The sequence below is a fragment of the Enterovibrio litoreus genome, assembly GCF_045679545.1.
Lineage (GTDB): Bacteria > Pseudomonadota > Gammaproteobacteria > Enterobacterales > Vibrionaceae > Enterovibrio.
In genome coordinates, this window is sequence record NZ_CP166194.1 from 358,111 (window position 1) to 383,471 (window position 25,361).

The 25,361-nt window shown below is 48.9% G+C and carries 17 protein-coding genes and 1 riboswitch; of the genes, 6 read left to right on the plus strand and 11 right to left on the minus strand.

The features are described 5' to 3' along the window. Positions 1–66 precede the first annotated feature (66 nt). Entirely contained in the window at positions 67–2,985 is a 2,919-nt protein-coding gene (rapA, locus tag AB8599_RS01675; RefSeq protein WP_407332086.1) for an RNA polymerase-associated protein RapA, read from the minus strand. Positions 2,986–3,308: 323 nt separating this feature from the next. Between rapA and AB8599_RS01680 the strand changes: the two genes are divergently transcribed. After that, complete coding sequence (locus AB8599_RS01680; protein WP_407332087.1) at positions 3,309–4,682, plus strand: PhoH family protein; 1,374 nt, start codon at positions 3,309–3,311, stop codon at positions 4,680–4,682. 113 nt (positions 4,683–4,795) lie between these two features. On the opposite strand, the gene AB8599_RS01685 is transcribed toward AB8599_RS01680, so the two are convergent. From AB8599_RS01685 to leuA, 10 genes are all read right to left on the minus strand, one after another. Continuing rightward, on the minus strand, positions 4,796–6,199 hold the full coding sequence (locus tag AB8599_RS01685; protein ID WP_407332088.1) for a diguanylate cyclase domain-containing protein: 1,404 nt from the start codon (positions 6,197–6,199) through the stop codon (positions 4,796–4,798). A gap of 218 nt (positions 6,200–6,417) precedes the next feature. After that, positions 6,418–7,416 (minus strand): GGDEF domain-containing protein, encoded by a 999-nt coding sequence (locus AB8599_RS01690; protein ID WP_407332089.1) that lies wholly within the window; start codon positions 7,414–7,416, stop codon positions 6,418–6,420. 93 nt (positions 7,417–7,509) lie between these two features. After that, the gene (gene thiQ, locus AB8599_RS01695) at positions 7,510–8,199 is read right to left on the minus strand and encodes a thiamine ABC transporter ATP-binding protein (RefSeq protein WP_407332090.1); all 690 of its coding nucleotides are present in this window, start codon (positions 8,197–8,199) and stop codon (positions 7,510–7,512) included. After that, positions 8,183–9,784, minus strand: coding sequence for a thiamine/thiamine pyrophosphate ABC transporter permease (gene thiP / locus AB8599_RS01700; RefSeq protein ID WP_407332091.1), 1,602 nt, complete (start codon positions 9,782–9,784; stop codon positions 8,183–8,185). The genes thiQ and thiP overlap by 17 nt, the downstream gene beginning before the upstream one ends. Before the next feature lie 4 nt (positions 9,785–9,788). Then, positions 9,789–10,784, minus strand: coding sequence for a thiamine ABC transporter substrate binding subunit (gene thiB / locus AB8599_RS01705; RefSeq protein ID WP_407332092.1), 996 nt, complete (start codon positions 10,782–10,784; stop codon positions 9,789–9,791). 50 nt (positions 10,785–10,834) lie between these two features. Beyond that, positions 10,835–10,939: riboswitch (TPP riboswitch) on the minus strand. A 38-nt stretch (positions 10,940–10,977) separates the two neighbouring features. Then, positions 10,978–11,784 (minus strand): DUF547 domain-containing protein, encoded by an 807-nt coding sequence (locus tag AB8599_RS01710; RefSeq protein WP_407332093.1) that lies wholly within the window; start codon positions 11,782–11,784, stop codon positions 10,978–10,980. A gap of 216 nt (positions 11,785–12,000) precedes the next feature. Beyond that, positions 12,001–12,603, minus strand: coding sequence for a 3-isopropylmalate dehydratase small subunit (leuD, locus tag AB8599_RS01715; protein WP_407332094.1), 603 nt, complete (start codon positions 12,601–12,603; stop codon positions 12,001–12,003). Between the two features lie 9 nt (positions 12,604–12,612). Beyond that, positions 12,613–14,028 (minus strand): 3-isopropylmalate dehydratase large subunit, encoded by a 1,416-nt coding sequence (gene leuC, locus AB8599_RS01720; RefSeq protein ID WP_407332095.1) that lies wholly within the window; start codon positions 14,026–14,028, stop codon positions 12,613–12,615. Between the two features lie 89 nt (positions 14,029–14,117). Continuing rightward, complete coding sequence (gene leuB, locus AB8599_RS01725; protein WP_407332096.1) at positions 14,118–15,206, minus strand: 3-isopropylmalate dehydrogenase; 1,089 nt, start codon at positions 15,204–15,206, stop codon at positions 14,118–14,120. 2 nt (positions 15,207–15,208) lie between these two features. Continuing rightward, positions 15,209–16,765: a 2-isopropylmalate synthase gene (leuA, locus tag AB8599_RS01730; protein ID WP_407332097.1), complete on the minus strand. Its 1,557-nt coding sequence runs from the start codon at positions 16,763–16,765 to the stop codon at positions 15,209–15,211. Positions 16,766–17,415: 650 nt separating this feature from the next. Between leuA and AB8599_RS01735 the strand changes: the two genes are divergently transcribed. From AB8599_RS01735 to leuO, 5 genes are all read left to right on the plus strand, one after another. Then, positions 17,416–18,789 carry an efflux RND transporter periplasmic adaptor subunit gene (locus AB8599_RS01735; protein WP_407332098.1) on the plus strand — a complete coding sequence of 458 codons (1,374 nt, stop codon included), beginning with the start codon at positions 17,416–17,418 and terminating at the stop codon, positions 18,787–18,789. Then, on the plus strand, positions 18,786–21,890 hold the full coding sequence (locus tag AB8599_RS01740; protein WP_407332099.1) for an efflux RND transporter permease subunit: 3,105 nt from the start codon (positions 18,786–18,788) through the stop codon (positions 21,888–21,890). Before AB8599_RS01735 ends, AB8599_RS01740 begins: the two co-directional genes overlap by 4 nt. Before the next feature lie 158 nt (positions 21,891–22,048). After that, entirely contained in the window at positions 22,049–22,588 is a 540-nt protein-coding gene (locus AB8599_RS01745) for a phosphatase PAP2 family protein (protein ID WP_407332100.1), read from the plus strand. Positions 22,589–22,604: 16 nt separating this feature from the next. Continuing rightward, positions 22,605–23,744 carry an MJ1255/VC2487 family glycosyltransferase gene (locus tag AB8599_RS01750; RefSeq protein ID WP_407332101.1) on the plus strand — a complete coding sequence of 380 codons (1,140 nt, stop codon included), beginning with the start codon at positions 22,605–22,607 and terminating at the stop codon, positions 23,742–23,744. A 378-nt stretch (positions 23,745–24,122) separates the two neighbouring features. Continuing rightward, a complete protein-coding gene (gene leuO / locus AB8599_RS01755) occupies positions 24,123–25,070 on the plus strand; it encodes a transcriptional regulator LeuO (RefSeq protein WP_407332102.1) in 948 nt (315 codons plus the stop codon). Positions 25,071–25,361: the final 291 nt, after the last annotated feature.

Genomic DNA, 25,361 nt, shown 5'->3' on the forward strand with positions numbered 1-25,361 from the left:
AAAAACAAAGGCACCGCCGAAGCAGTGCCTTGATTGAGTGTTTAGCAAATGTTTACCGGTAACGGATTACTGGTGGCTAACCACAATCACACGTAACGCATCAAGACGAACTTGCGCTTGGCTGATGTAGGTACGCAAATCCGACATTTGTGTTTCCAAGCTTTCCAACTCGTCATCACGAATGTTCGGGTTTACCGCTTTCAAAGCCTGTAGGCGATCCAATTCCGAGCGCAACTTGGTGGTCATCTCCGCTTCGGCACTTTCTTTTACCGACACCAGATGAGTTTGTGCAATCGGGGTGCCCATCTCAATCAATCCATGGATCTGCGTTTGAACCGAAGAGACAAGCTTGCTGCCAAGGTGGCGGTTAACTGGGCTTAATTGACGGTTGAAGCCTTCAAATTCCACTTGGGCTGCTAAGTCATTGCCTTTGGCGTCCAGAAGCACCCGAATTGGCGCAGCCGGAAGGAACTGATGAATGCCTGAATTTTTCGGCGCTTGCGCGTCAGCAACATACAGCAGTTCAAGGAACAAAGTCCCAACAGGCAGGGCTTTGTTTTTCAACAGTGAAACCGCCGTCGTACCGACATCTTCTGACAGCAGTAAATCGATGCCGCCTTGGATCATCGGGTGTTCCCAGCTGATAAAGCGCATGTCTTCACGTGAGAGTGCTGTTTCGCGATCAAACGTGATGGTGCAGCCTTCTTCAGGTAGCCCTGGATAGCTTGATACCAGCATGTGCTCTGATGGCGTCACCACAATGGCGTTTTCGCCTTTGTCGTCTTGGTTCAGGCCAACCGTATCAAACAGACCCAATGCGAATGTCACTAGATTGGTGTCGCCATCAAGTGAGGCAATTTTTTCTGCCAACGCTTTCGCTTGCTCACCACCGTTAGAGTGCATTTCCAGCAGACGGTCACGGCCTTTTTCCATTTCACCTTTCAAGCGGTAATGCATCTCGGCACTGGTTTCGACCAGTGCATCGAGAGACTCATCAATGCTGCCTTTTGCCAGAAGCTGAAGCAGGTCATCTTGAACGTGCTCAAACACGGCACGACCGGTTGGGCAGGTTTCTTCAAAGGCGTTTAGGCCTTCGTTGTACCAGCGAGCCAGCAGTGCTTGTGAGGTGCCAATCATGAAAGGCACATGGATTTCGATATCGCGCTGTTGGCCGATACGGTCCAAACGACCAATACGCTGCTCAAGCAAGTCAGGGTTCATGGGCAAATCGAACATCACCAATTGGTTTGCAAACTGGAAGTTACGACCTTCTGAACCGATCTCAGAACAGATAAGCACCTGCGCGCCAGCTTCGTCTTGGGCGAAATAAGCCGCCGCTTTGTCACGCTCAAGAATCGACATGCCTTCGTGGAAAACGGTGCCACGAATGCCTTCACGCTCACGCAGTGCTTGTTCTAGCGAAAGCGCCGTTTGTGCTCGTGAACAGATCACCAGCACTTTTTCTTGTCGGTTAGATTTTAGTAGATCCAGCAGCCAATCAATGCGCGGGTCAAAGCCCCACCAGGTGGCGTTTTCGCCTTCAAACTGCTGGTAGATATCTTCAGGGTACAACCACTGAATCGCTTTCTGCTCAAGGCTTTGATTACCGCTACTCATGATGCCCGCCACGCGCATCGAGGTTTGATACTGTGAAGGTAACGCAAGTGGGTACAGATTTAGGTGGCGCTGAGGGAATCCTTGAATAGCAGCACGGGTATTCCGGAACAAAACACGGCCAGTGCCGTGGCGATCCATCAGGTTATCAATCAGCTCGTTACGTGCGTCGCGACGTTGGTTATCATCGATGTCATTGGCTTCGATGATGCGTAGCAATGGCTCAACATCTTGCTCAGACAGCAGCTCAGTGATGCTGTTTTTTGCATCATTGGTCAGCGTTTCGTTAGACAGCAACTGACTAACCGCATCAGCAACGGGTGCATATTGCTGCTCTTCTTTGACGAATGCTTGGTAATCATAGAAACGATCTGGGTCTAGCAGACGCAGACGTGCAAAGTGGCTTTCATGGCCCAATTGCTCTGGGGTTGCAGTCAATAGCAGCACCGCTGGCGTGTTTTCTGCAATGGCTTCAATCACCTGATATTCACGGCTTGGCTTTTCTTCGCTCCACTCAAGGTGGTGCGCTTCATCCACAACCATCAGATCCCATTCGCCTTCTGCCGCTTGTTCCGCACGCTTGCGGCTTTTGCGCAGGAAATCCAGCGAGCAAAGTACAAGTTGCGCAGTATCAAACGGGTTATCAGCATCGGCAAACGCTTCTACACAGCGCTCTTCATCAAACACTGAAAAATGTAAGTTGAAGCGACGTAGCATTTCTACCAGCCATTGGTGTTGCAGGGTTTCTGGCACCACGATCAATACACGAGATGCACGACCCGACAGCACTTGCTGGTGGATGATCATGCCTGCTTCGATGGTTTTACCCAGACCGACTTCATCGGCTAATAAAACACGTGGCGCGTGACGTCGACCCACTTCATGAGCAATGAATAGTTGGTGTGGGATTAAACCAGCACGCATACCACACAGGCCACGCATCGGGCTTTTATGCTGCTCGTATTGGTTTTTCAGCGCGCGATAGCGAAGTGCAAAGCGATCCATTCGGTCGATTTGACCCGCGAACAGTTTGTCTTGCGGTTTATTAAAGCGAATTTGGTGGCTCAGAAAAATTTCGCGAAGTTGAACATTGTCTTCGCCTGTGTCTGAGCGTTGGCCGGTATAGGTCAGTATTCCCTGTTCTTCGTCAACGTGCTCAACCTGCAAAAACCAGCCTTCGTGGCTTTCAATGCTGTCACCCACATTAAACATTACACGGGTGATTGGCGCGTCGCTGCGGGCGTATAAACGATTTTCTTCGCTGGCGGGGAACATTAGGGTAACGGTACGCGCGTCGATAGCAACCACAGTACCAAGACCTAGGTCACTTTCAGTATCGCTGATCCAACGTTGTCCGAGGGCGTAGGGCATAAGGGAAGAAACCTCTGGTTAAAGCTGACACAAATTGGAGCGTGCTTTTCGAGAACTACAGTGTAGGCCATGATGAGCACTGAGAAAATGGTCGCTAATGGTACTTGAAGTTGTGAACATGGTCACGGTCAATGTAAGAAATTTGGCGCGCGTAACAAATAGGCAACAAATTCGTGAAAATGTGGCGTAATCGACGTGTAAGGATTTGAAATTGTCTTACGATTAAGAATATCCCCCGATGCGAGTGTCTTTCTTCAGGAGGGCATCGTCATTAGGGGAATATGTGGGTTGTCCCACTTGCCTATGTTACCAAGGAGGTGTCTATGGGCGATGCCGAACGGAAATTCTTTGTGCTGGATACCAATATCCTGCTTCACGAACCATTCGCCATCTATTCATTTCAAGAACATGATGTGGTCATTCCTATGACCGTCCTCGAAGAACTTGACCGGATCAAAGACAGTAAGCGGGATGTGTCCCGTGATGCACGGGTAGCGATTCGGGCCCTCGAAGATATATTCAAAGACGCAACGCCGGATCAAATCTCAGAAGGGATTGTCGTTGGCAAAGAAGGTGGCACTGGCACGGTTTCGATCCTGGTGGATTTTGAAATCAAAGAAACAGTCCAAGCTTTTGCGGACAAAGCCGGTGATAACCGTATCCTCAATGCCGTTTTGTTCCTGCAAGCCAAACGTACGCCCCGCAAGGTGGTCTTGGTCACCAAAGACATCAACATGCGACTTCGCGCCAAAGGTGCGGGTGTGCTGTATGTTGAGGACTACCGTACTGACCAGTTAATCGACGATGTCAGCCTGCTTACCAAGGGCTTTCAAGTATTCGAAGGCAGTTTCTGGGATAGAGTCGGGCAATGCGACACGCAAAACAGCGGCAGAACCACGTTGCATACCGTGCCGCGTGAATTGGTCGACAACACCTACATGAACCAATATTTCCTTGACGAAGGCGATGACTTTGCGGGGCGAGTGGTTGGGCTCAATGACAACGAACTCCAACTCAAAGACATTAGCCGTGAACGCTTAATGCATCGTGAAGCATGGGGGGTGCGTCCGAAAAATATTTATCAAGGTATGGCCGTGGATGCCTTGCTCGATCCGAATATCGATTTGGTCATTCTAACGGGGCCTGCGGGTTGTGGTAAAACCATTCTTGCCATGGCAGCAGCGCTTGAGCAGGTGGTGGAAAAAGGGATGTATGACAAGATCATTGTCACCCGAAATACCCCAGAAATTGCCGAGTCTATTGGTTTCTTACCCGGAACCGAGGAAGAGAAAATGCTCCCTTGGCTCGGCGCGGTTACCGACACACTAGAAGCGCTGCATAAAAACGACGAGTGCACCGATGGCTCCATGCGTTACATCATGGATAAAGCCAACATTCAGTTTAAATCGGTTAACTTTATGCGCGGTCGCTCCATACAGAACGCTTTTGTGATTCTGGATGAGTGCCAAAACCTCACGGCATCACAGCTCAAAACTATTATTACGCGCTGTGGTGAAGGAACAAAAATTGTCTGTTCAGGAAACCTTGCGCAGATTGACAGTCCGTATCTGACCCCTGTGACGTCAGGGCTAACTTATATCGTAGAGCGGTTTAAAAACTTTGAAGGCAGTGCATGCGTCTACTTGAATGGCGTGGTGCGAAGTCGTCTGGCCGAGTTCGCTGAAGAAAATTTATAGCAGCTTGATGGATAGTCACTATTAGATAGTTGATAGAGCAAGGGTAAAAAAATGGCTGCCTTCGGGCAGCCTTTGTTGTGTTGGTTTTCACTACTGTGTTTTTGCGATCACGATTAAGCCCAATGACGCTCAGCCATGTTGTCTGGTTCATTATCATTCGCGCTATAAGTGCCATAGTTTGGCTTGTTTGCTCGCATACGCATCGATGCGATACGTACCAAAGCTTCACCATGCTCACCGTCATAAGGGTAACAGCCCACTCCCGCACTGAATTTCACTGGAACGACTTGTTGATCAAAATAGAGTGGACTCAGTTGTAGGGCTTTTTGTATCTGATTAATTTTTCGCATCGCCTGACTGCTATCACTCAAATCAAACAATATCGCAAATTCCCCGCCACTGAGGCGTGCAAACATGGTCTGGCTTGAAAGTTGAAGGCGCAGTTGGGTCGCAAGGTGTTTTAGTGCCATATCACCAATGTATTGGCCATAATTTTCATTGATGTGTTTCAGCCCGTCGATGTCCAGCACAGCAACCACAAATGGCGAAGGAGAAAAGCGCTTGTCGGCGAGTTGTGTGAAAAATTGATGACGAGATTTAGCGCCGGTTAGAACGTCATTTTGCACAGCACTTTCAAGGCGATCATTTGAATCTTTCAGCGCCTCAACGGCACTTTTTAGCTCATTGGTGCGAAATTTCAATAAGCGATGGTAAAGCGTTAGTCCGCCTATCAGCAATACCAAAGAAGAAATGAGAATCACATAGTGGGCTTTTTTATCCAGCCAAGGCAGGGTCGCATAGATCTTGCTAGCAGGGATCCACTTGTTATAAATCGCACTAATGTCATCTGCGCTTATATTATCTAACCCTCGTTCAATCTGAGTCACTTCATTTTGCGCGCTTTTTGTCACCGCAAAATGAAGAGGAAAAGAGTAGAGCTTACGTCTTGGTGTAAACAGGCCCGTATTTCCTGAGTGGCGCATATCGTAAAGTGCGGTGGTGAGATCATCGATAAACACATCGATTTCACCACGGTATGCCGCTTCATTCAGCGCACCAAAGGTGGGGAATAGCGCAATGTTTTTTTCCGGCAAGCGGGACAAGAGAAAGGCATGCTTGGTGCTGTCTTTAACTGAGCCAACTTTGGCAGTTCCAAGGGTATTAAAGTTCTCGAAGGGCAGGTCTTTTTGTACGAATAGACTGACGTTGTAGTGCTTGAGTGGTAACTCGCGTGAGAATGCTAAGCGTTTAGCGCGATCACCCGTATAGCCTAAGCCGCCGTGGATCACGCCTTCGTTGTTGGCTACGAATTGAAGAGACTCACTCCAAGGCAACAAATGAAAGCGCACATCAACATCGTTGGCTTTAGCATACAGGCGCCAATAGTCGACCATGATCCCATCGGGCTGCCCGTCACGGTTAATGAATGAGAAAGGTTGCCAAGTTGATGAGCCAGTGACGATCAATTGCTTTGTATCGGCAAGTGAAGCAGGCGAAACCAAAAAAAGAAACAACATTAGTGCGGTAACTACGAACTGGCGAATGCGGGGCATAAATGAACTCGAAATGACCAACCTGTCTAGATTTTCTGGCGTGGATTATACGCAAGCATCTGCATTTAGGGAATTGATTCGTGATGTTTTTGTCAATGGCTTCGGGGGTGTGAATTTGGATTTTGTGTCACAAAAACAAAAGCCGCCTTTGTGGGCGGCTTACATTGTAGCGTGCATGGCACTTAGAACAGCTCTACGTCATCTTCTGGTACGAGAGATTGTAATTCGCCACTGGCAATCAAATCTTCATAAAATGCCACTTGGTTACGTCCATTTTGTTTGGCTTTATAAAGCGCCTGGTCGGCAAAGCCTAAAACGGTTATCGCATTAAGTTCCTGATCACTGATCGAGGCCGCACCCATTGAGATTGATACATCTTTGGCTTGCCCATAATCGCGCTCGTTGACTGTCTTAATAAAACCACGAACAGTGACTTCCATATCCTCGCGAGACTGCGGATGCATAATGACCACAAACTCGTCTCCTCCGTAGCGGAACAGAAGATCTTCATCGTCGAATGCTTTTTTCATCATTGCCGTGATCAGCAGAATCACTTCATCACCGAATACATGCCCTAACGCATCGTTAACCTGCTTGAAATGGTCGATGTCAAAGATGCATACCCAATGGTGGTGAGAAGGGTCATCAGTAATGCTGTTTCCCTGTATGAGAAAGCGGTCAAGCAGTAAATCAATTTTCGTCGTGAGCAACTTGCGATTATATAGCCCTGTTAGGCCATCACGTTCACTGGCAGAAATGATTTTTTGATAGTTTTCATAGATTTTTGCTAAGCCTTCAATCAGCTGGACTTCATCACCCTTTAACTGATCGCACTTGCAGAAAACCACGGCGCTAATTTCGTCACTCTCGCCATTGATAGGCACCGCGAGGAGAGACTGGTTTTCAGAGGCAATGTATTCCACCACATTGTCACCAATAGTCACGCAATTGTGCAGCACTCGCTCAATGGCATCTTTCTCTTCTTCATAGAGAAAGATGTCTGAACATGCGACGACCATAAATTCAGGATTTGTCTCAGGATTATAATCCAACACCAGAACCTGATTTGCCGGGGTCAATTGCAAAATTGTTGTGATGAGGCTTTCAGAAATGGTATCGGACTCCGTCTGGGCCGTAATATCGACCACCGAGTCCAGCACATCAATACTGGTAACAGTCACAATCGCATCTCTCTTATGAGTTAAGTGTCTTAAAAATAAGTATAGATGCGGTTGATTGATGCGCAATGTCTGACCAGTGTTTCAATGCTAACATTATGAAATATATTGCTTTATGATTTCATTTGGCGCGCTAAGTTCTGAGATTTCCGCGTGATAGACCACTTTTCCATCGTCTATAAACAAAACGTTATCAGCGACAGCCATGGCATCTTCAGGGTGATGAGTAACCATCAAAATGGTGATGTTTGATTGTCGAGCGAGTTGTTTTACCTGTTCTAGCATATCTTTACGCAACGAAGGATCGAGTGCAGAGAAGGGCTCATCAAGCAGCAACAGCGGACGGTTGCGAACCAGGCATCGTGCCAGTGCGACACGTTGTTTTTGGCCGCCAGAAAGCTGCCCAGGCAATCGGTCAAGATAGCCTTCTAATCCAACTTGCTCAGTGGCTTGCTCTACGGATTTTTTATCATCGGCATTAAGTGCCAAACGCGGACTGATGCCGAGCCCAATGTTTTCGAACACGGTTAAATGGGCGAAAAGGTTGTGCTCTTGAAACAAGATCGAAAGTGGACGCTCATGTGCAGGGGCTTGGGTGAATGTCTCGTCACCAAATTGCACACTGCCACCACTTGGCGGCAGTAAACCGCACAGCAGCGAGAGCAGGGTGCTTTTACCCGCCCCACTTGGGCCGAGAATCGCGGTGATGGAACCTGGCGCAGATTCAAACGAAAAAGACAGTGTTTCTGCCTGATAGTGATACGACAATTCACTGACTTTTAGCATGACGTTTTCTCGTGATCAAAGTTTCAATAAGGGCATAGCTGCCAAGGCTCAGTGCAAACAGGACAAGCGATGCTGCCGCCGCTGCATCCATTTGGTAGCTTCCCATTAAATGGAACAAGTACAGAGGGAGAGTTTGAAAATCTTGACTGCCGACTAGGGCGATTGCGCCTAAATCTCCCGTTGATAATACGAAGCTGACGGCGAATGCGCGCGCAATGGGTGCGCTAAGGGCTCGCCATTCGATCAAACGTAGTCGGTTGAGTCCTTTGATACCAAGGCTATTACAAAGACCATGGTATTGCTGTGCGAGCTGATAGGCTGGCTGGCTGAGTACCTTCACCACATAGGGCAAAGCCATTAAGGTATTGACTGCGAGTATTAACCAATACGGTGAACTGAAGACATCCATATGTTCACGCAGCATCAAAAATAATCCCGTCCCCAATACCACGCTAGGTACAACCAAAATGAGTGAGGCGGCCATTTCAATACCATCGGCACGTTTTGATTGCTCTGTCAGACGCCAGAATCGGCTGGTCAGCACAATTGTCGCACCCAACACAAATGCGCAGACAGCACTGCCAAACGCCAAAGAGACAGAGTTGGCCGTTGCGCGCCATAACGCACCTTGTGTGAGTACTGACAAGGCGCTGGTGTTGATACCACTCACCAGCACCATGACGAGTGGAGGCAAAACCAACAGCGCTGAAAAACCGATCCAAACGCTATCCCATATTTTCTCGCCTCGAGAATCACAACGTTTGGGCAACAGAATGTTGCTGTCTTTACCTTGCAGGGTCACAGGCTTGGTCATGCGCTGCACCACCAGATGGAATAAACCGCAGAGAATCAATTGCCACAAGGCAAGCAGCGCACCTGTTTGCAAATCGAAATCAAAACGGATGGCCTGATAAATAGCCAGTTCAATGGTGGTTGCACCCGGGCCGCCACCGAGTGCCATTACGGCGGCAAAGCTGGTAAAGCACAACATGAATACCAAGCCAATGGTATGGGGCAATTGCTGGCGTAAATACGGCCATTCAAGCAAGCGAAATTGATGCCATCCTCGTATCCCCAGTTGCTGCGCCAAACGGCGTTGATCTGACGGGATTTGATCTAGGGCTTGAACCAGTAATTGAGCAGAAAAGGGCAAGTTAAAGAAAACGTGTGCGAGCAATATGCCGGGCAAGCCGTAGATGCTCACATCCCATTCCATGCCAAATAGCGGCAGCGTGTCTGCCAGCAATCCGCTTTTACCATAAATCGCCAACAGGCCAAAAACGCCGACCAACACGGGTAGCACAAGGGTCATGGAAAACAGTTTAAGCAGCAGCGCTTTGCCTTTGAACTGACGTCGCGATAACGCATGGGCAACGGGGATCGCTAGCCCGACAGAAAGCAGTGTGGAAAGCAGCGCTTGTTTGAAACTGAAAACAGTGACGTGTTGAAGGTAAGGATCACGCCATAGCGAGGCGACATCTAACGACGGTGCTTGAGAAAGCAAAGAAAACAACGCGGCGCTGATCAGCGCCGCGATTAACGAGGCCGAGAGAATGCCCGGCCACGTTCTAGATGGGTTTAGCACGATGTTATTTCACTAATGCGGATTGCCATTCACGGATCCAAGTGCGACGATTATCCGCGACTTTTTCAGGTGTGAACTGCAAACTTTTGCTAGGAACAGACAGGGTATCAAAGCCTTTTGGTAACTCGACGCTCGTAACGGGATACATCCAGTTGCCTGTTGGAATCGCGTTCTGAAAACCATCACTTAAGATAAATTGCATAAACTCATCAGCCAATTTTTGGTTGTTCGAGCTTTTCACTTTTGCCGCCACTTCCACTTGCATATAGTGGCCTTCTTCGAAGTTAGCGCTGGTGAAGTTCGGGTTTTCTTCCGCAATCAGGTGATACGCAGGGGACGTGGTGTAAGAAAGCACCATGTCGGACTCGCCGTTCAAGAACATATTGTAGGCTTCAGACCAACCTTTGGTCACCGTGACCGTTTTGCCCGCCAGTTTCTGCCATGCGCTAGCAACATGATCGCCGTAGACAGATTTCATCCACAGCATTAAGCCTTGGCCGGGTGTTGAGGTGCGCGGGTCTTGGTAGATAACGGAAATGTCATCGCGTGTTTCAACCAGATCTTTCAAGCTTTTCGGCGGGGTTTTCAGTTTGGTTTTGTCGTACACAAACGCGAAGTAGCCATAGTCGAAAGGCACGAACGTGGTATTTTTCCAGCCATCGGGTAGCGTGACGTTTTTCACGTCCACAGTGTGCGGTGCAAGCAAGCCAGTTTTTTCCGCTTCCGCCATTAAGTTGGTGTCTAGGCCAAGCAGGATGTCAGCTTTGCTGTTTTTACCTTCAAGGCGCAGGCGATTAAGAATGGTTACGCCATCTTCCAATGCCACTAGGTTCAAGGTGCAATCACATTGCGCTTCAAACGCTTTTTTCACCGCAGGACCCGGACCCCAATCAGCGGCAAACGAGTCGTAGGTGTAAACGGTTAACGTGTTAGAAGTATCGGCTAACGCAGGGCCCGCCATGGCCATGGTTAACATCAGGGTGGAAAATGGGATTTTCATGGTTGCCTCACATCATGTTCGGCGAGGCTGAGGGTCATTGAGTTGAGTTGCACTCCGCGACATCTCATTCCTACGCCAGCATTATCTGGTTCAGGTTTATGGGTTTAGCGTTCGCAATCTCAGCCGACTTCATGTCAGCTCCCCACGAGATGGTTGATATTGTAATCATCAAGGCGATGATTACCAATCATTGTTATGGCTTATTGAGCGACCAGTCGTAATCGTACTGGATTTTACCTGACCAGCCTTTCAGCGGCTTCCCGTCACGATATAGGTCTATCTGTTCCAAAATAGCTTGTTCATTGCGACCAAAATCAACGCCATACCAGTCGTAAATGGATGATAAGGTCAATGTATTGCCTTCAATGACGGCACCTTTGGCGCTATTGGTGAACTGTGTTGCCGCTGCATCAAGCAAAGACTCGGTGTTCTCAGCAGTAAAGGCAGTGTTGGCCAAATTCGGGCAACCAAGACTGGCGCAATTCACGGCATAATGAATGCGCGAATCGTTCCAGATCGGACGAAGAATGCGGTGCTCAATATCATTTAATGTCAGCGATTGCCCTGCGACCGTGGTGACTTTGTCATCCCATGGGCCAAAACTTAAAAAACCACCCAGCTTGGTGATGGATTTAATGGGGTATTCATCAAGAATAAGCTTCACGGTCAGCGCATTGTACAGATTCACCCAGTAAGCAAATTGCTCGCTTTGACGATAGTTACGTGGGTCAAGTGAGGTTAAATCGGTCAGGTATTGCTCCAGTACAGCCTTGTCTTGAGCTGACACTGCGCCATAGTTGAATAGGGTATGCTGACCTTGTTCGGTCAGGTAAGAATCTAGAAGCTGTTGCCATTTGCTGTGATCGAAAGATGCTGAAGATGTTTCGTTGCTGCGATCCCAAATGGGCCATAACTCACTTTTCGGCGCAGCAAAAGCTTGACTCGACAGTAAGAGCAGTGCGGCGAATAAGGTGAGGTAACGTGGCAGAGTGTTGTGCATGGCTTATCCCTAACTTGATGTGATTCAATTGACACGTACACCCAAGCAACCTCAGATGCTTGTTCAGCGAGAGGTTGATTGGGTTCATACCGATAGCGCTTAGATATCAGACCTTCTCTCTTGCCGTTTTCTTTCTTTGTGTTTACGGATGACATAAAAAAACCGACCATCACGATCGGTTTTTATAGCAGTTATACTCTTTTAGTGCCGAGTGGCTTACGCCAAAAACGCCGGGATCTTCGCTTCGTATTCGGCAATTTTGTCTTCATGTTGCAGTGTCAGGCCAATGCTATCGAGACCTTCCAGCAAACAATGACGACGGAAATCGTCGATTTTAAACGAATAGACCTTGTCACCCGCAGTCACCGTTTGCGCTTCCAGATCCAAGGCGATTTCTGCCCCATCGTTGGCTTCAACAAACGCAAACAACTCGTCAACTTCCGCTTCTGTTAATTGCACTGGCACCATCTGGTTGTTGATGGAATTACCGTAGAAAATATCGGCAAAGCTGGGTGCAATCATCACTTGGAAGCCAAAATCGGCCAGTGCCCAAGGGGCGTGCTCGCGCGATGAACCACAACCAAAGTTTTCACGAGCAAGCAAAACGCTCGCGCCCTTGTAGCGAGGCTGGTTCAGCACAAACTCAGGGTTGTCCTGTGTGCCGGCTTCATCGAGGAAACGCCAATCGTGGAATAGGTGCTTACCAAAACCCGTGCGATTTACTTTCTGCAAAAATTGCTTTGGAATGATCGCGTCGGTGTCGACGTTCGCCGCGTCCAGTGGTGCCACCAGACCAGTATGTTGTTTAATTCCTGACATGGTGATTCCTTATACGCTCTGAATGTCGAAGCTGTTTACGTCAACAAAGTGACCGGCGACAGCGGCAGCGGCGGCCATGGCTGGGCTAACCAGATGAGTACGGCCTTCACGACCCTGACGGCCTTCGAAGTTACGGTTACTGGTGGATGCGCAGCGCTCTTTTGGCCCTAAGCGATCGTTGTTCATCGCCAGACACATAGAACAACCGGGCAAGCGCCATTCAAACCCAGCTTCGATAAATATCTTATCCAAGCCTTCTGATTCCGCTTGGGCTTTCACTTGCTCTGAGCCCGGTACAACCAGCGCTTGAACGCCAGCGGCCACTTTGCGGCCTTTAGCAACAGCCGCTGCCGCGCGCATGTCTTCGATACGTGAGTTGGTGCAAGAGCCGATAAAGACTTTGTCGATGGTGATGTCGGTAATTTTCTGACCCGCTTCGATACCCATGTATTTCAGCGCGCGCTCTGCAGAGTGACGCTCAATCGGATCGGCAAAGCTCTCTGGAGCAGGAACCACACCGTTAATACCCACCACTTGACCTGGATTTGTACCCCAAGTGACTTGATTGGTGATCTCAGCTGCATCTAACGTGACAACCGCATCAAATACTGCGTCATCGTCAGTTTTTAACGTCTTCCAGTACTCGACAGCAGCATCCCAATCCGCGCCCGTTGGCGAGAATTTGCGGCCTTGCAAGTAATTGAATGTGGTTTGATCAGGAGCCACCAAGCCCGCTTTCGCGCCTAGCTCAATTGCCATGTTACAAACCGTCATACGGCCTTCCATGGTCAGATCTTCAATCGCTTGACCGCAGAATTCGACCACGTAGCCCGTACCACCGGCATGGCCGACTTTGCCGATAATGGCGAGAACGATATCTTTGGCGGTGACGCCATCAGCAACCTTGCCTTTGACCTCAATCTTCATGGTCTTGGCACTGCCTTGTTTCAAGGTTTGGGTTGCCAATACATGCTCAACTTCTGAGGTGCCAATACCAAACGCCAATGAACCAAATGCGCCATGGGTTGCGGTGTGGGAATCACCACAAACAATGGTGGTACCCGGTAGGGTAATACCCAGTTCCGGCCCCATGACATGAACGATGCCTTGATACGGGTGGTTCAAATCGTAAAGGGTGACGCCAAACTCTTCGCAGTTTTTCGCGAGGGTTTCCATTTGGATTTTTGCCATCTCGCCAGAGGCATTGATGTCTTTGGTCTGGGTCGAGACGTTGTGATCCATGGTGGCGAAGGTTTTTGACACCTGACGCACCGGACGACCTTTTTCACGCAAACCATCAAACGCTTGCGGCGAGGTGACTTCATGCACCAAGTGACGGTCAATGTACAGCAAAGGGGTTTCACCTTCGGCTGCAACCACCACATGGGCGTCGTAGACTTTTTCGTAGAGTGTTTTTGCAGACATTGCTTCTTCCTTATTTTCCCTGTTGTCTTGAGACTCGCAGCGGCGTTGGCGACGAGATCTAAGACTAACGGGAAGAATCCTTTCTTATTTTATGCTTCGCGAACATACGCGGCGATTTTATCACCCATTTCCGATGTCGTCAGCGGGGTGGTGTTGCCAGCCAGATCAGCAGTCAGTTCGCCAGCTTCTAATGCCTTGCTTACCGCATTTTCGATAGCGAGCGCTGCATCTTCTTCGCCCAAGCTATAACGTAGCATCAATGCCGCAGACAGGATTTGTGCCACAGGGTTAGCGATGTTTTTACCTGCGATATCCGGTGCACTGCCGCCTGCTGGTTCGTATAAACCAAACTTACTGTCATTGAGGCTGGCTGATGGCAGCATGCCCATTGAGCCTGTGATCATCGCGCACTCATCAGAGATGATGTCACCAAAGATGTTCGAGCACAGCATCACATCAAACTGCGACGGGTCTTTGATCAGCTGCATGGTCGCGTTGTCGATGTAGATGTGTGAAAGCTCTACATCTGGGTAGTCTTTGGCGATTTCTTCCACCACTTCGCGCCATAAAATCGAGCTTTGCAGCACGTTAGCTTTGTCGACAGACATGACTTTTTTGCGGCGAAGACGTGCCGATTCAAACGCGATGCGGGCAATGCGTTCGATTTCGTAGCGATAGTAAACTTCAGTATCAAATGCACGTTCTTCAGCGCCAGAGCCTTCGCGGCCCTTTGGTTGACCAAAGTAAATGCCGCCCGTCAGTTCACGGACAACCACGATATCGAAACCGCGCTCAGAGATGTCAGCACGCAGTGGCGAAAATGCTTCAAGACCTGCATGAATTTGCGCAGGGCGAAGATTACAAAACAGTTGGAAGTGCTTACGCAGTGGCAGCAGTGCGCCACGCTCTGGTTGCTCGTTTGGTGGCAGATTTTCCCATTTTGGGCCGCCGACCGAACCGAACAGCACGGCATCGGCAGCTTCACAACCTTTTAAGGTCGCGTCAGGCAGTGGCGAACCATGGTTGTCGATGGCAATACCACCGACGTCATATTCATTTTTTTCAAAGGTGATATCGAACTTTTCACTGATTGCATCCAGCACTTTATGGGCTTGTTGCATCACTTCTGGGCCAATACCGTCTCCCGGTAGAACGGCAATCTTATACGTACCTGCCATGGTTACACTGTCTCCGTTTTAAATGTTGCTTGTTCTTTGATTTGAGCGATGCGGTCAGCACGATAAATGCTGTTGATGACGTGCAGTAGCGCCTGTCCCGATGCTTCAATAATGTCGGTTGAAACGCCCGTACCGTGGTACTTACGCCCTTTATAATTCGCGATAATGTCAGCTTGTCCTAGACCGTCTTCCCCTTCGCCTTTGGCGGTTAGGTCAAACTTGTCCAGCACGATTTCGTAACCCGTAATACGGTAGATAACTTGGTACAAGGAATCTACTGGGCCGTTACCGATGGCGGCGTCACTGACTTCTTCGTCGCCACACTGCAAGCTGATGGTGGCGGTGGCTTTCACGCTACCACTTTGCACGCTCAGGTACTTCAACTTATAGAAGTCGTCTTCTTCTTGTAGGTTATTGAAGAACATCAGTGCTTCCAAGTCATAATCGAAAACCTGTCCTTTTCGGTCGGCCAGCTTCAAAAATGCTTGATACAGATTATCCAAGTCGTATTCAGTATCGCTGTAGCCCATGGTGTCCATGTGGTTCTTCACCGCAGCGCGACCCGAACGGCTGGTCAGGTTCAGGGCTTTTTGACCCAAACCGATTGACTGAGGGGTCATGATTTCATAAGTGTTCTTGTTCTTAATCATGCCGTCTTGGTGAATACCTGAGCTGTGGCTAAAGGCATTGGTACCGACAATCGCTTTGTTGGATTGAATCGGCATGTTGCAAAGTTGGCTGACCATCTTACTGGTACGACTGATTTCGCTATGGTTGATGCCTGTATCCACGCCCAGCAATTCACTGCGGGTTTTGATGATCATGGCTATTTCTTCCAGTGCGCAGTTACCTGCACGCTCACCAATACCGTTAATTGTGCCTTCGATTTGACGCGCACCAGCTTGCACTGCGGCAATCGAGTTCGCGACCGACATGCCCAAGTCGTCATGGCAGTGAACTGAAATCACGGCTTTGTCGATGTTTGGTACACGGTTAAACAAGGTTTCGATAATGCCACCAAATTCACCCGGTACGGTGTAGCCAACGGTATCAGGAATATTCACCGTGGTTGCGCCTGCTTTGATAGCTTCTTCTACCATGCGGCACAAGTTGTCAATTGGGGTGCGACCTGCATCTTCACACGAGAACTCGACATCGTCGGTATAGCGACGCGCACGTTTAACGGCGTTGACACCCATCTCGACCACTTGGTCATAGCTGCGACGCAATTTGTCTTGTACGTGAATGGTAGAGGTAGAGAGAAACGTATGGATGCGGAACGCTTCGGCGGCTTTTAACGACTCAGCTGCGACATCAATGTCTTTATTAACTGCGCGGGACAAGCCACAAATACGGCTGTTTTTGATCGTTCTGGCAATGGTCTGCACCGATTCAAAATCGCCTGGGCTTGAAACTGGAAAACCCGCTTCAATCACATCAACACCGAGACGTTCGAGCGCCAGTGCGATCTGCAACTTCTCTTTCACAGTCAGGCTGGCTGACAGCGCTTGTTCGCCGTCACGTAAGGTGGTGTCAAATATGATGACTCGGTCTTTCATGGTCGTTCCCTCTCTTGCCGTTGAATACCCATATCGTGAACAGTTTTTTAGCTACTGACTGATAGTGATAATAGTGATCCGCACCGCTGGCAGGTAATACAAAAAAACCCGCGCACTTGGCGCGGGTTTCGTAAGTCTTGGTGGATGTTATCTTCAGTCCATGACCTACCCGCGCGAGAAATTCACGAGGAGTAGAAGGTCTAGGAGGAAAATACGCATCATCATTTTTACAGTTTCCTAATAAGGTCTGTACAAAGGAATACCAAACCGTTCACTAAAACGTCAATATCAAAATACAAAATAACAAGAATGCGTTACTCATACTGTTAACTGTGGTGTAAAACACTGCTTTTAGTGTTGTTAATTGGTTTTTTTCACTAACTAGAATTTAAGGCGACATGGTGACTTAATCAGCAACTGGGTTTTGAGGCTTTAAATCCTGCATTTTGAGCTTGCTTGGGTATATCTGTATTGACGTAGGACACACGCGCCAACAAGGGGGCGCGCTTGCCTTGTTAGCATCAGTCCGGTTTGTCACAAATTGATACTTTAGCAATGCAATGTTTTGTAAATTGAGAGAAAAGCTCTATGTTCCAACGTAGTATTGATCCTTGTATAAATCGTGTTGTTGGAAATGGAGGTCAAACTTGATGTCACTGCGCCGAAAACTGCTTTTCTTCCCAGCCTTGGCGATCGGTGTTTTGGTGCTCTTTATTGCCATTACATCACGACCGGATATTCCCGTTAAACCCGCACAATCAAAAGCGCGCGCAGTGGATGTGATGACGCTAGCCCAGATAGACATCGCCCCTGAAGTGACGGGGTTTGGGCGCGTTACCCCGAAACTAACATGGCAAGCCATCGCGGAAGTGAATGGTAAAGTGACGTATCGAAATCCAGCGTTGGAGAAAGGGCGCGTGTTGCCCGCTGGCACCGAATTGCTGCGTATTGACCCAACGGACTATCAACTTGCCGTTGCGCAGGCGCAAGCGGATGTCAGTGCTAAAGAGGCGCGTCTCGCAAAGCTAGATTTAGACAGCGTTAATGTGCAAGCCACGTTGGACATTGAAGTGCGCCGTCTCACCTTGAGTAAAGATGAGCTGACACGCCAAAAGAATCTGCGCCAAAAAGGGCTCACATCCCAATCCGATCTGGATGCCGAGCAGCAAGCCTTCTTATCTCAACAATCACGCGTGCAAGATTTACGGAGCCAGTTAAAAGTCTTGCCGGACGAAAAGCGCATTACACAGGCGGAATTGGACGCAAGTCGCCTTGCTCTCGAGCAAGCTGAGCGCAATTTGGCGAAAACCCAAATTGTTCTTCCGGTGGATAGCCGCATAGCGGAAGTGAATATCGAGCAAGATCAAGTCGTCACGCCTCAACAAATCATGGTGGTGGCGCATGGCCTTGAAGCAGTAGAAGTGGACGCGCAGGTGTCTATTCACGACATGCAAACGGTGTTTGATACGCTGGTGGACGCGAGTGGCAGTGGCTTTGAAAATAAAATCCATCAGCTTGGCGCTAGTGTTGCGTTGTCGAGCGGCTCGTTTACCCGAGAGTGGGATGCCAATGTGGCGCGCATTAGCGATACCGTGAACCTCAATCAGGCCACGGTGGGCGTGATTTTGGAAATTGCGTTGAGCGAGGAAAAGCAAACAGGCATTGCGGCCATGCCGACCCTGGTGAATGGCATGTTCGTGAAAGCCGTGATTGATGGACAGCCCATTGCTCATTGGGTGATCCCTGAGCAAGCGCTGCGAGGCGATAAAATCTACGTGCTCGAAGAGGGAGTGCTTGCCATTGTGCCGGTCAATGTGGTGTTTCGTCGTGGAGAGCAAGTGGCAATTGAGGGTGATCTGAAACAAGGCCTGCAAATTATTATCAACGATCTCTTACCTGCCGTGCCGGGCATGGCGTTAGAGGCGGTCACGGTAGACGGACGAAAACGTGATGAAACGGGGAATAACGAAAACCGTATCGATGAGCGGCAAGCGAGCGAGGAAGCAGGAGAGATCGCATCATGATCCGTTTCTTTGCGCGACATCCTACCGCCGCCAATTTGTTGATGCTGACGCTGATCTTGCTGGGCCTTACGTCATTATCCAAGCTTAAACGCGAAACCTTTCCCGAATTTGCGCCACCTTACATCCTTGCCAATGTGGTCTATCCCGGCGCGAGCCCAGAGCAGGTAGAGCAAAACATCTGTCTGTTGATGGAAGAGGCGGTAGATGGGCTTTCCAATATTGAAGAAACCCGCTGCGAAGCGGTGGAAGGCGCTGCGAGTTTGGTGGTCAAGCTCAACGCCGAAGCCGATATTTCACGCATGCTGGTGGATATTCAAACCCAAATCAACGCTGTCAATAATTTCCCCAGTGACATCGAACCGCCCGTGGTGCGCGAGCTGGATTGGAATGAACCCGTGGTTGATGTTGCGATTGCCGCAGAAACTGATTGGGTTGGCTTAAAAGCCTACGCAGAAGATCTAAAGCAAAAGCTTAAGCATCAATATGATGTACAGCTCGTGAACGTGGCGGGATTTTCCGACAAGCAAATACGCATCGAAGTACGCGAAAGTGCCATGCGTCAACTGGGCTTGAGTGTGGAAGATATTGCTGCCCAAGTCAGCGCGCAAAACATCAACTTACCCAGTGGTAACCTCGAACTGACAGACAAAAGCCTGCTGATCCGTTTTGATCAGCGACGCATTGCGGCAGATACCTTGGGTTTGATTGTGGTCGCAGCGGACAGTGAAGGCGGCGTGATCCGCTTGCAGGATATCGCCACGCTAACAGAGCGTTTTGAGCTAGATGAACAGAAGGTTTGGTTTGATGGTAAGCCATCAGCACTGCTGAAAATCAGCAAAAACAAAGCCGATGATGCGCTGCGTATTAAAGAAAAAGTGGTGGAGTTTGTTGAGAACGAACAAGCCATTGCCCCGGCGGGTGTCACCTTAAACCTAACCAATGATTTCTCGTCACTGCTGTGGGATCGCCTCACCATGATGGCGCGAAACGCATGGCAAGGGGTGTTGCTTGTCTTTGGCGTTATGTGGCTGTTTTTCTCGTTTCGTTACTCGTTTTGGGTCGCCGCGGGTTTACCTGTTGCCTTCCTCGGCGGTTTCTTTCTCATGGCGCAGTTCGGGCTTTCCATTAACATCATGTCGTTGGTGGCGCTATTGATGGCAATCGGCATCATGATGGATGATGCTATCGTGATCTCTGAGTCCATTGCCTCTCATATTGATCGGGGACAAAAGCTGGAAGATGCCGTGGTCAACGGGGTGAAGAAAGTGATGCCGGGCGTGGTGTCTTCTTATCTCACCACTGTGTGTATTTTCGGTAGCTTGATCTTCTTACAAGGGGAAATGGGGGCGGTACTTCGAGTTGTCCCTATGGTACTGATCTTGATCCTCACCCTTAGCCTTGTTGAAGCCTTTCTCATTTTGCCGCATCACTTGCAGCAGTCCCTGTCAAAAGCGGGAGAATCTAAGCCCGATCTTGCCTTTAAACGAAAATTTCTCCAAAAATTTGAGCATTTCCGTACCCACAGATTAGCGGCTTTAGTGACCAAAGCGGTCGAGTGGCGCTATGCCTTTGTGGGCGGTGTACTTGCTATGTTGCTGATCTCTTTTGCCTTGTTGGCATCGGGTTCATTGCGTTTTGTGGGCTTTCCAGAATTGGATGGCGACATTGCCGAAGCGCGAGTGATCCTACCGCCGGGCTCGTCACTCGCACAAACCGAGTCCGTGGTGGCAACGCTGATTGAATCTGCAAATCGTGTGAGTGAACGGTTAAGTGAAGATAATGAGCAAGGACAACCGCTGATAGAGCACATCACTCAGCAATTTAATTTCAATGCAGACGCCGATGAAAGCGGGCAGCATATCGCGACGGTGCGCCTAGATTTGCTCAGTGCGGAAATCCGGGAGACTCTGATTGATGGTTTTGTCGCAGAGTGGGAGAAAGAAACGGGCGTGCTGACTGCACCGATCTCCTTAGTGTACAAACAGCCCGCCATGGGGCCGGGCGGGAGAGATTTTGATATTCGATTGCAGCACGACGACCTAGATGAACTAAAACAAGCATCGGTGCAAATTCAGCAATTCATCGGACAGTTTCAGGGTGTATCGGGTGTGCTTGATGATATGCGCCCAGGCAAAGAAGAAGTGAAAGTAACGCTGCGTCCCGGCGCGGAAAGTTTTGGCATTAATGGCCAGATGATCGCTCGCCAGTTACGGGCGGCCTATTTCGGGCAAACCGCCGATGAAATTCAAGTGGGGCCAGAGTCGATCGAAGTGGATGTGCGGCTAGACAGTGCTGATGCTAGCAGTCTGCAAGGGTTGGCGAACTTTCCCATTGTCTTGCCAGATGGCAGCTTGATTCCACTCTCGACGGTGGCAGAGCTCAATTACCAGCGTAACTATGTGCGCATTCAACGCATTGATGGGCTTCGCACTCTGAGCGTTTTTGGTGACGTGGTGCAAAGCCAAGTCAGTATCGGTGATGTGTTAGCGCGGCTAAAAGAAGAAGTTGTGCCCGGCTTGGAAACGCAATATCCGGGGTTGCGCGTGTTGTTTGAAGGACAAAGTCAGGATTCGGCAGAAACAGGGCGTTCAATGGGCATTGGTTTTGCTCTTGGTCTGTTTGGCATTTTCGTCATCTTGAGTTTCCAGTTCCGTAGCTACCTTGAACCTTTTGTGGTGTTGATAGCGATCCCACTGGCGCTGATTGGCGTGCTTTGGGGGCATTGGCTGCTTGGTCATCCACTGAGTATGCCAAGTATGATGGGCTTTGTTTCTCTGGCTGGCGTAGTGGTGAATGATTCCATTTTGCTGGTGCAATATATCCGCCATCATCTTGATGAAGGGGACGATGTTTACAGTGCCGTGGTGCGCGCCAGTCAGGCGCGTTTTCGTGCGGTGTTCTTAACCTCGTTAACGACTGCGGTTGGTCTTTTGCCCTTAATGCTGGAAACCAGTTTGCAAGCGCAAGTGGTGAAGCCATTGGTCATATCTATCGTGTTCGGCATCTTTACCTCAACCCTGCTAGTGTTGTTCATGATCCCCGCGGCCTATGCCATTTTGGCGGATTTTGGCAAAGTGAAACGCCATGAAGGTTTGAGCTAGAAAACAGATACGAGCGTCGAGATAAAAGATGAGAGATAAGGGGTCTCGCGACCCTTTCTGCAATCCATAAGTTTCATCAACTCGTCTGCAAAACGTCACCGGATTGTCACTCCCCACTTCTACGCTGATTGTGTAACGTCAATAAATGGAGTTGATGAATGCGCAGTCTCGTAACCATCCAACGGATGGATCTAGCCGTATCCACCCTTTGTTTAAGCCACCGATTCAGTGCCGACATTGCACGTGTGTTTCGTTGGGTGTCCAAAAGCGGAGATGGACACCTTTATTTGGCTATCGGTGCTTTGCTTGCACTGACCGCCGGCGACAAAGGTGTTTCGTTTCTTGTTTGTGGTTTGCAAGCCTTTGCCATTGAGTTGCCCCTGTTTATGGTGCTCAAACGCGTGTTTCGCCGCGCAAGACCGCAGCATCTTCCTGCCTTTATTGTTCCTTCCGATCTTTACAGCATGCCATCTGGCCACACGTCAGCAGCTTTCTTGATGGCAGCGGTTCTTAGTCATTTCTATCCCGATTACAGCGTTGTCTATTGGGCATGGGCAGCCAGTATCGGAGCCTCACGCGTGTTGCTCGGCGTGCATTACGTTTCTGATGTATTGGTGGGCGCGCTATTGGGGCTAGGGTGTGCGTCACTGATTTTGCGCTTTTCCGAATATGCGAATTTCACAGGATCGGCTGTTTAAAAATAAGAGAGCTGCGATGAAAATTCTTTATGGCGTGCAAGGAACAGGTAACGGGCATATTTCACGAGCGCGAGCGATGGCAAAAGCGCTCGCTGACATCCCGAGCATAGAGGTGCAATTTTTGTTTTCGGGGCGTCCAGAGTCTGAATATTTCGATATGGCAGTGTTTGGTGATTACGCGGTTCGACGTGGGTTCACCTTCTACAGTCGCGCAGGCAAAATTGACCGGATTCAGACAGCACGAAATAACAACCTGTGGCAATTTTTGCAGGAAGTGCGAACACTGGATGTATCGGAATATGATTTGGTGATTTCAGATTTTGAGCCCATTACTGCGCATGCTGCTAAGCGCAAAAATGTGCCTTCGCTTTCAATCAGCCATCAGTCAGCATTCATTTATGATGTGCCCAAGCAAGGGCAAAGCCTGTTAGATAAAGCCATTATGCGTTTCTTTGCGCCAACTGCATTAAACATTGGCCTGCATTGGTATCACTTCAATCAGCCTGTGTTGCCGCCCATTATCGATTTGTCATTAACGCAATCATCATCAAAAAATGGGCCTGTGCTGGTGTATTTGCCGTTCGAGCAACTCGACCATGTTGTCAGTACCTTGCAGACATTATCATCCCCGTTTGTTTGTTTTCACCCTGATTGTCAGCAGGCGAAACAAGCCAAAAATGTTGCTCTTCGGCCGCTCAGCAAAAACGATTTTCATCAGGCGTTGTTTGCTTGTCATGGCGTGATCGCTAATGGGGGATTTGAGTTGCCTTCTGAAGCGTTGTCATTGGGCAAAAAGTTACTTCTTAAGCCACTCACCGGTCAGTTTGAGCAGCAAAGCAATGTCACCACGTTAGACATGCTTGGGCTGGCAAGCACCATGGAAAGTTTAGACGTAAAAGTGATCCGCCAATGGTTAGCGCATTCAGATAGCCAGAGAGTGAAATACCCCGAAGTGGCGAAAGCTATTGCTCAATGGCTTGAGATAGGCGACATGGACACCTTGCCTGAGCTTCATCGAGCGCTCTGGTCACAGGTGGAATTTCCAGAACATGTGAACGATTTATTGTCAGATTTCTGGCCGAGTCAGCGTCGGAAACAGGCGATGTTCAACATGCAAATTTCTACGGAGTCAAATATGAAAGCCAAGCGGCATTGATCTTGTGAATGTGTAAATAACAACTAAGTCAATTGTGGTTTTTAGATCTATCTCTTTGTTTTTTTGGTGTTAAATGGGGTCTCTTTTTAGGTTTTTACTCCTTCCTGTGAACATGTTTTTATAACAATTTACTGGGGTATCTTTCGCCAGTCATGTTACTAAGTTTATGTCCCCGTCAAAGTGTGTTCAGCTTCAGTAAGTAAACTCATCACCAATGGGGACATGAATGCGTGTTTGACGTTCCGTTATCCAAACTCGAGCCAATGCGCTCGATGGCATGGCAGCCTAATCGCTTTGTAACCGCCTTTGTTAGGTGCGAAAGCCGTTTGTATTGATGGGCGACGTTTACACATAAACTCCCTTGTTCAAGGTTTAGGTATGACGCATATAGAGTCGACGAATAATTCTGAAAATCGCGCTGATACGACGCTGAGAAGTGTCGATCTTAATCTGATCACAGTATTCGATGCGGTGATGCAAGAGCAGAACATTACTCGTGCCGCACAAAGTTTGGGTATGTCGCAACCTGCAGTGAGCAACGCAGTGGCGCGTTTGAAAGTGATGTTTAACGATGAGCTGTTCGTACGTAACGGCCGTGGTATTAAACCCACTCAGCGTGCACGCCAGCTATTTGGCCCTATTCGTCAAGCCATACAGTTGATCAAGAACGAACTGCCAACGTCAGTGTTTGTTCCTGAAACCAGCAACCGAACGTTCCGACTGGCCATTTGCAGCCCGTCAGACATGCGTTTTGTTCCACAAATCTTGAACTCAATCAGTCGCGTTGCACCGGCGATTAATGTTCAGGTCGAAACTGAATTTGACCGCGATATTTCGCGCAAGCTTCGCTATCAGGAAATCGATTTTGTGATTGATTACCTACGTTTTGGTGAAGCAGGCTTTTCGAGTACCGAAATGTTTAACGACGAGCTGGTCGTGGTGGTAAACAAAAATCACCCGCGCTTAGGTGACACCATTACCGCGAAAGCACTGCTCAATGAAGCACATGCCGTGCTGAAGCACAGCGGTGAAATGCTCGGCTATGCTGAAGGATTTTATCGTGATGGTCGTTACCGTGAAGCCTACCAAGGCGTGAGTTTAAGCAATATTTTGTACGTGGTGAGCCAATCTGAACTCGTGGCGGTTGCCCCGCGCTGGATGGTGGAATCGGGTCAGCATGAAAATAATCTTAAGACGCTTCCATTACCATTGGAAAACAACCGCATTAGTGGCTATTTAAGCTGGCATGCATCCGCAGAAAAAGACAAAGGTCACCTCTGGATGCGTGATCAACTGCTGTCGATTTGCGGCAACTCGTTGAGCTAATTCCTCAGCATTCATTTGCCAATTTCCCGCCAAAGCCGACCTTGTGTCGGCTTTTTGCATACCTACCGTTTTTTCTTGTCACCTTGATACGTCTTGTTACAACTTGCTCAGCAATTGAGAGAACACGTGTACCCTTAAATGAACACTGTTCTTAATATTTATTGTTCGCTTTTTGAGCGTTTCTCAGGCGCTTTTTCTTGTAATTGATGTGGGAGTCATTACACTGCATACCTAGTTTGAGCTTACAAGTGTTAGCTCATTTTTTTGATGTTTCGCGAGGTGTTCTTGCGG

What these genes read in the sequence shown, in the direction of transcription:
- rapA (WP_407332086.1), bottom strand. Translation starts at nt 2,985, where the DNA reads ATGCCCTACGCCCTCGGACAACGTTGGATCAGCGATACTGAAAGTGAC.
- AB8599_RS01680 (WP_407332087.1), top strand. Translation starts at nt 3,309, where the DNA reads ATGGGCGATGCCGAACGGAAATTCTTTGTGCTGGATACCAATATCCTG.
- AB8599_RS01685 (WP_407332088.1), bottom strand. Translation starts at nt 6,199, where the DNA reads ATGTTGTTTCTTTTTTTGGTTTCGCCTGCTTCACTTGCCGATACAAAG.
- thiQ (WP_407332090.1), bottom strand. Translation starts at nt 8,199, where the DNA reads ATGCTAAAAGTCAGTGAATTGTCGTATCACTATCAGGCAGAAACACTG.
- thiB (WP_407332092.1), bottom strand. Translation starts at nt 10,784, where the DNA reads ATGAAAATCCCATTTTCCACCCTGATGTTAACCATGGCCATGGCGGGC.
- AB8599_RS01710 (WP_407332093.1), bottom strand. Translation starts at nt 11,784, where the DNA reads ATGCACAACACTCTGCCACGTTACCTCACCTTATTCGCCGCACTGCTC.
- leuD (WP_407332094.1), bottom strand. Translation starts at nt 12,603, where the DNA reads ATGTCAGGAATTAAACAACATACTGGTCTGGTGGCACCACTGGACGCG.
- leuC (WP_407332095.1), bottom strand. Translation starts at nt 14,028, where the DNA reads ATGTCTGCAAAAACACTCTACGAAAAAGTCTACGACGCCCATGTGGTG.
- leuB (WP_407332096.1), bottom strand. Translation starts at nt 15,206, where the DNA reads ATGGCAGGTACGTATAAGATTGCCGTTCTACCGGGAGACGGTATTGGC.
- leuA (WP_407332097.1), bottom strand. Translation starts at nt 16,765, where the DNA reads ATGAAAGACCGAGTCATCATATTTGACACCACCTTACGTGACGGCGAA.
- AB8599_RS01735 (WP_407332098.1), top strand. Translation starts at nt 17,416, where the DNA reads ATGTCACTGCGCCGAAAACTGCTTTTCTTCCCAGCCTTGGCGATCGGT.
- AB8599_RS01740 (WP_407332099.1), top strand. Translation starts at nt 18,786, where the DNA reads ATGATCCGTTTCTTTGCGCGACATCCTACCGCCGCCAATTTGTTGATG.
- AB8599_RS01745 (WP_407332100.1), top strand. Translation starts at nt 22,049, where the DNA reads ATGCGCAGTCTCGTAACCATCCAACGGATGGATCTAGCCGTATCCACC.
- AB8599_RS01750 (WP_407332101.1), top strand. Translation starts at nt 22,605, where the DNA reads ATGAAAATTCTTTATGGCGTGCAAGGAACAGGTAACGGGCATATTTCA.
- leuO (WP_407332102.1), top strand. Translation starts at nt 24,123, where the DNA reads ATGACGCATATAGAGTCGACGAATAATTCTGAAAATCGCGCTGATACG.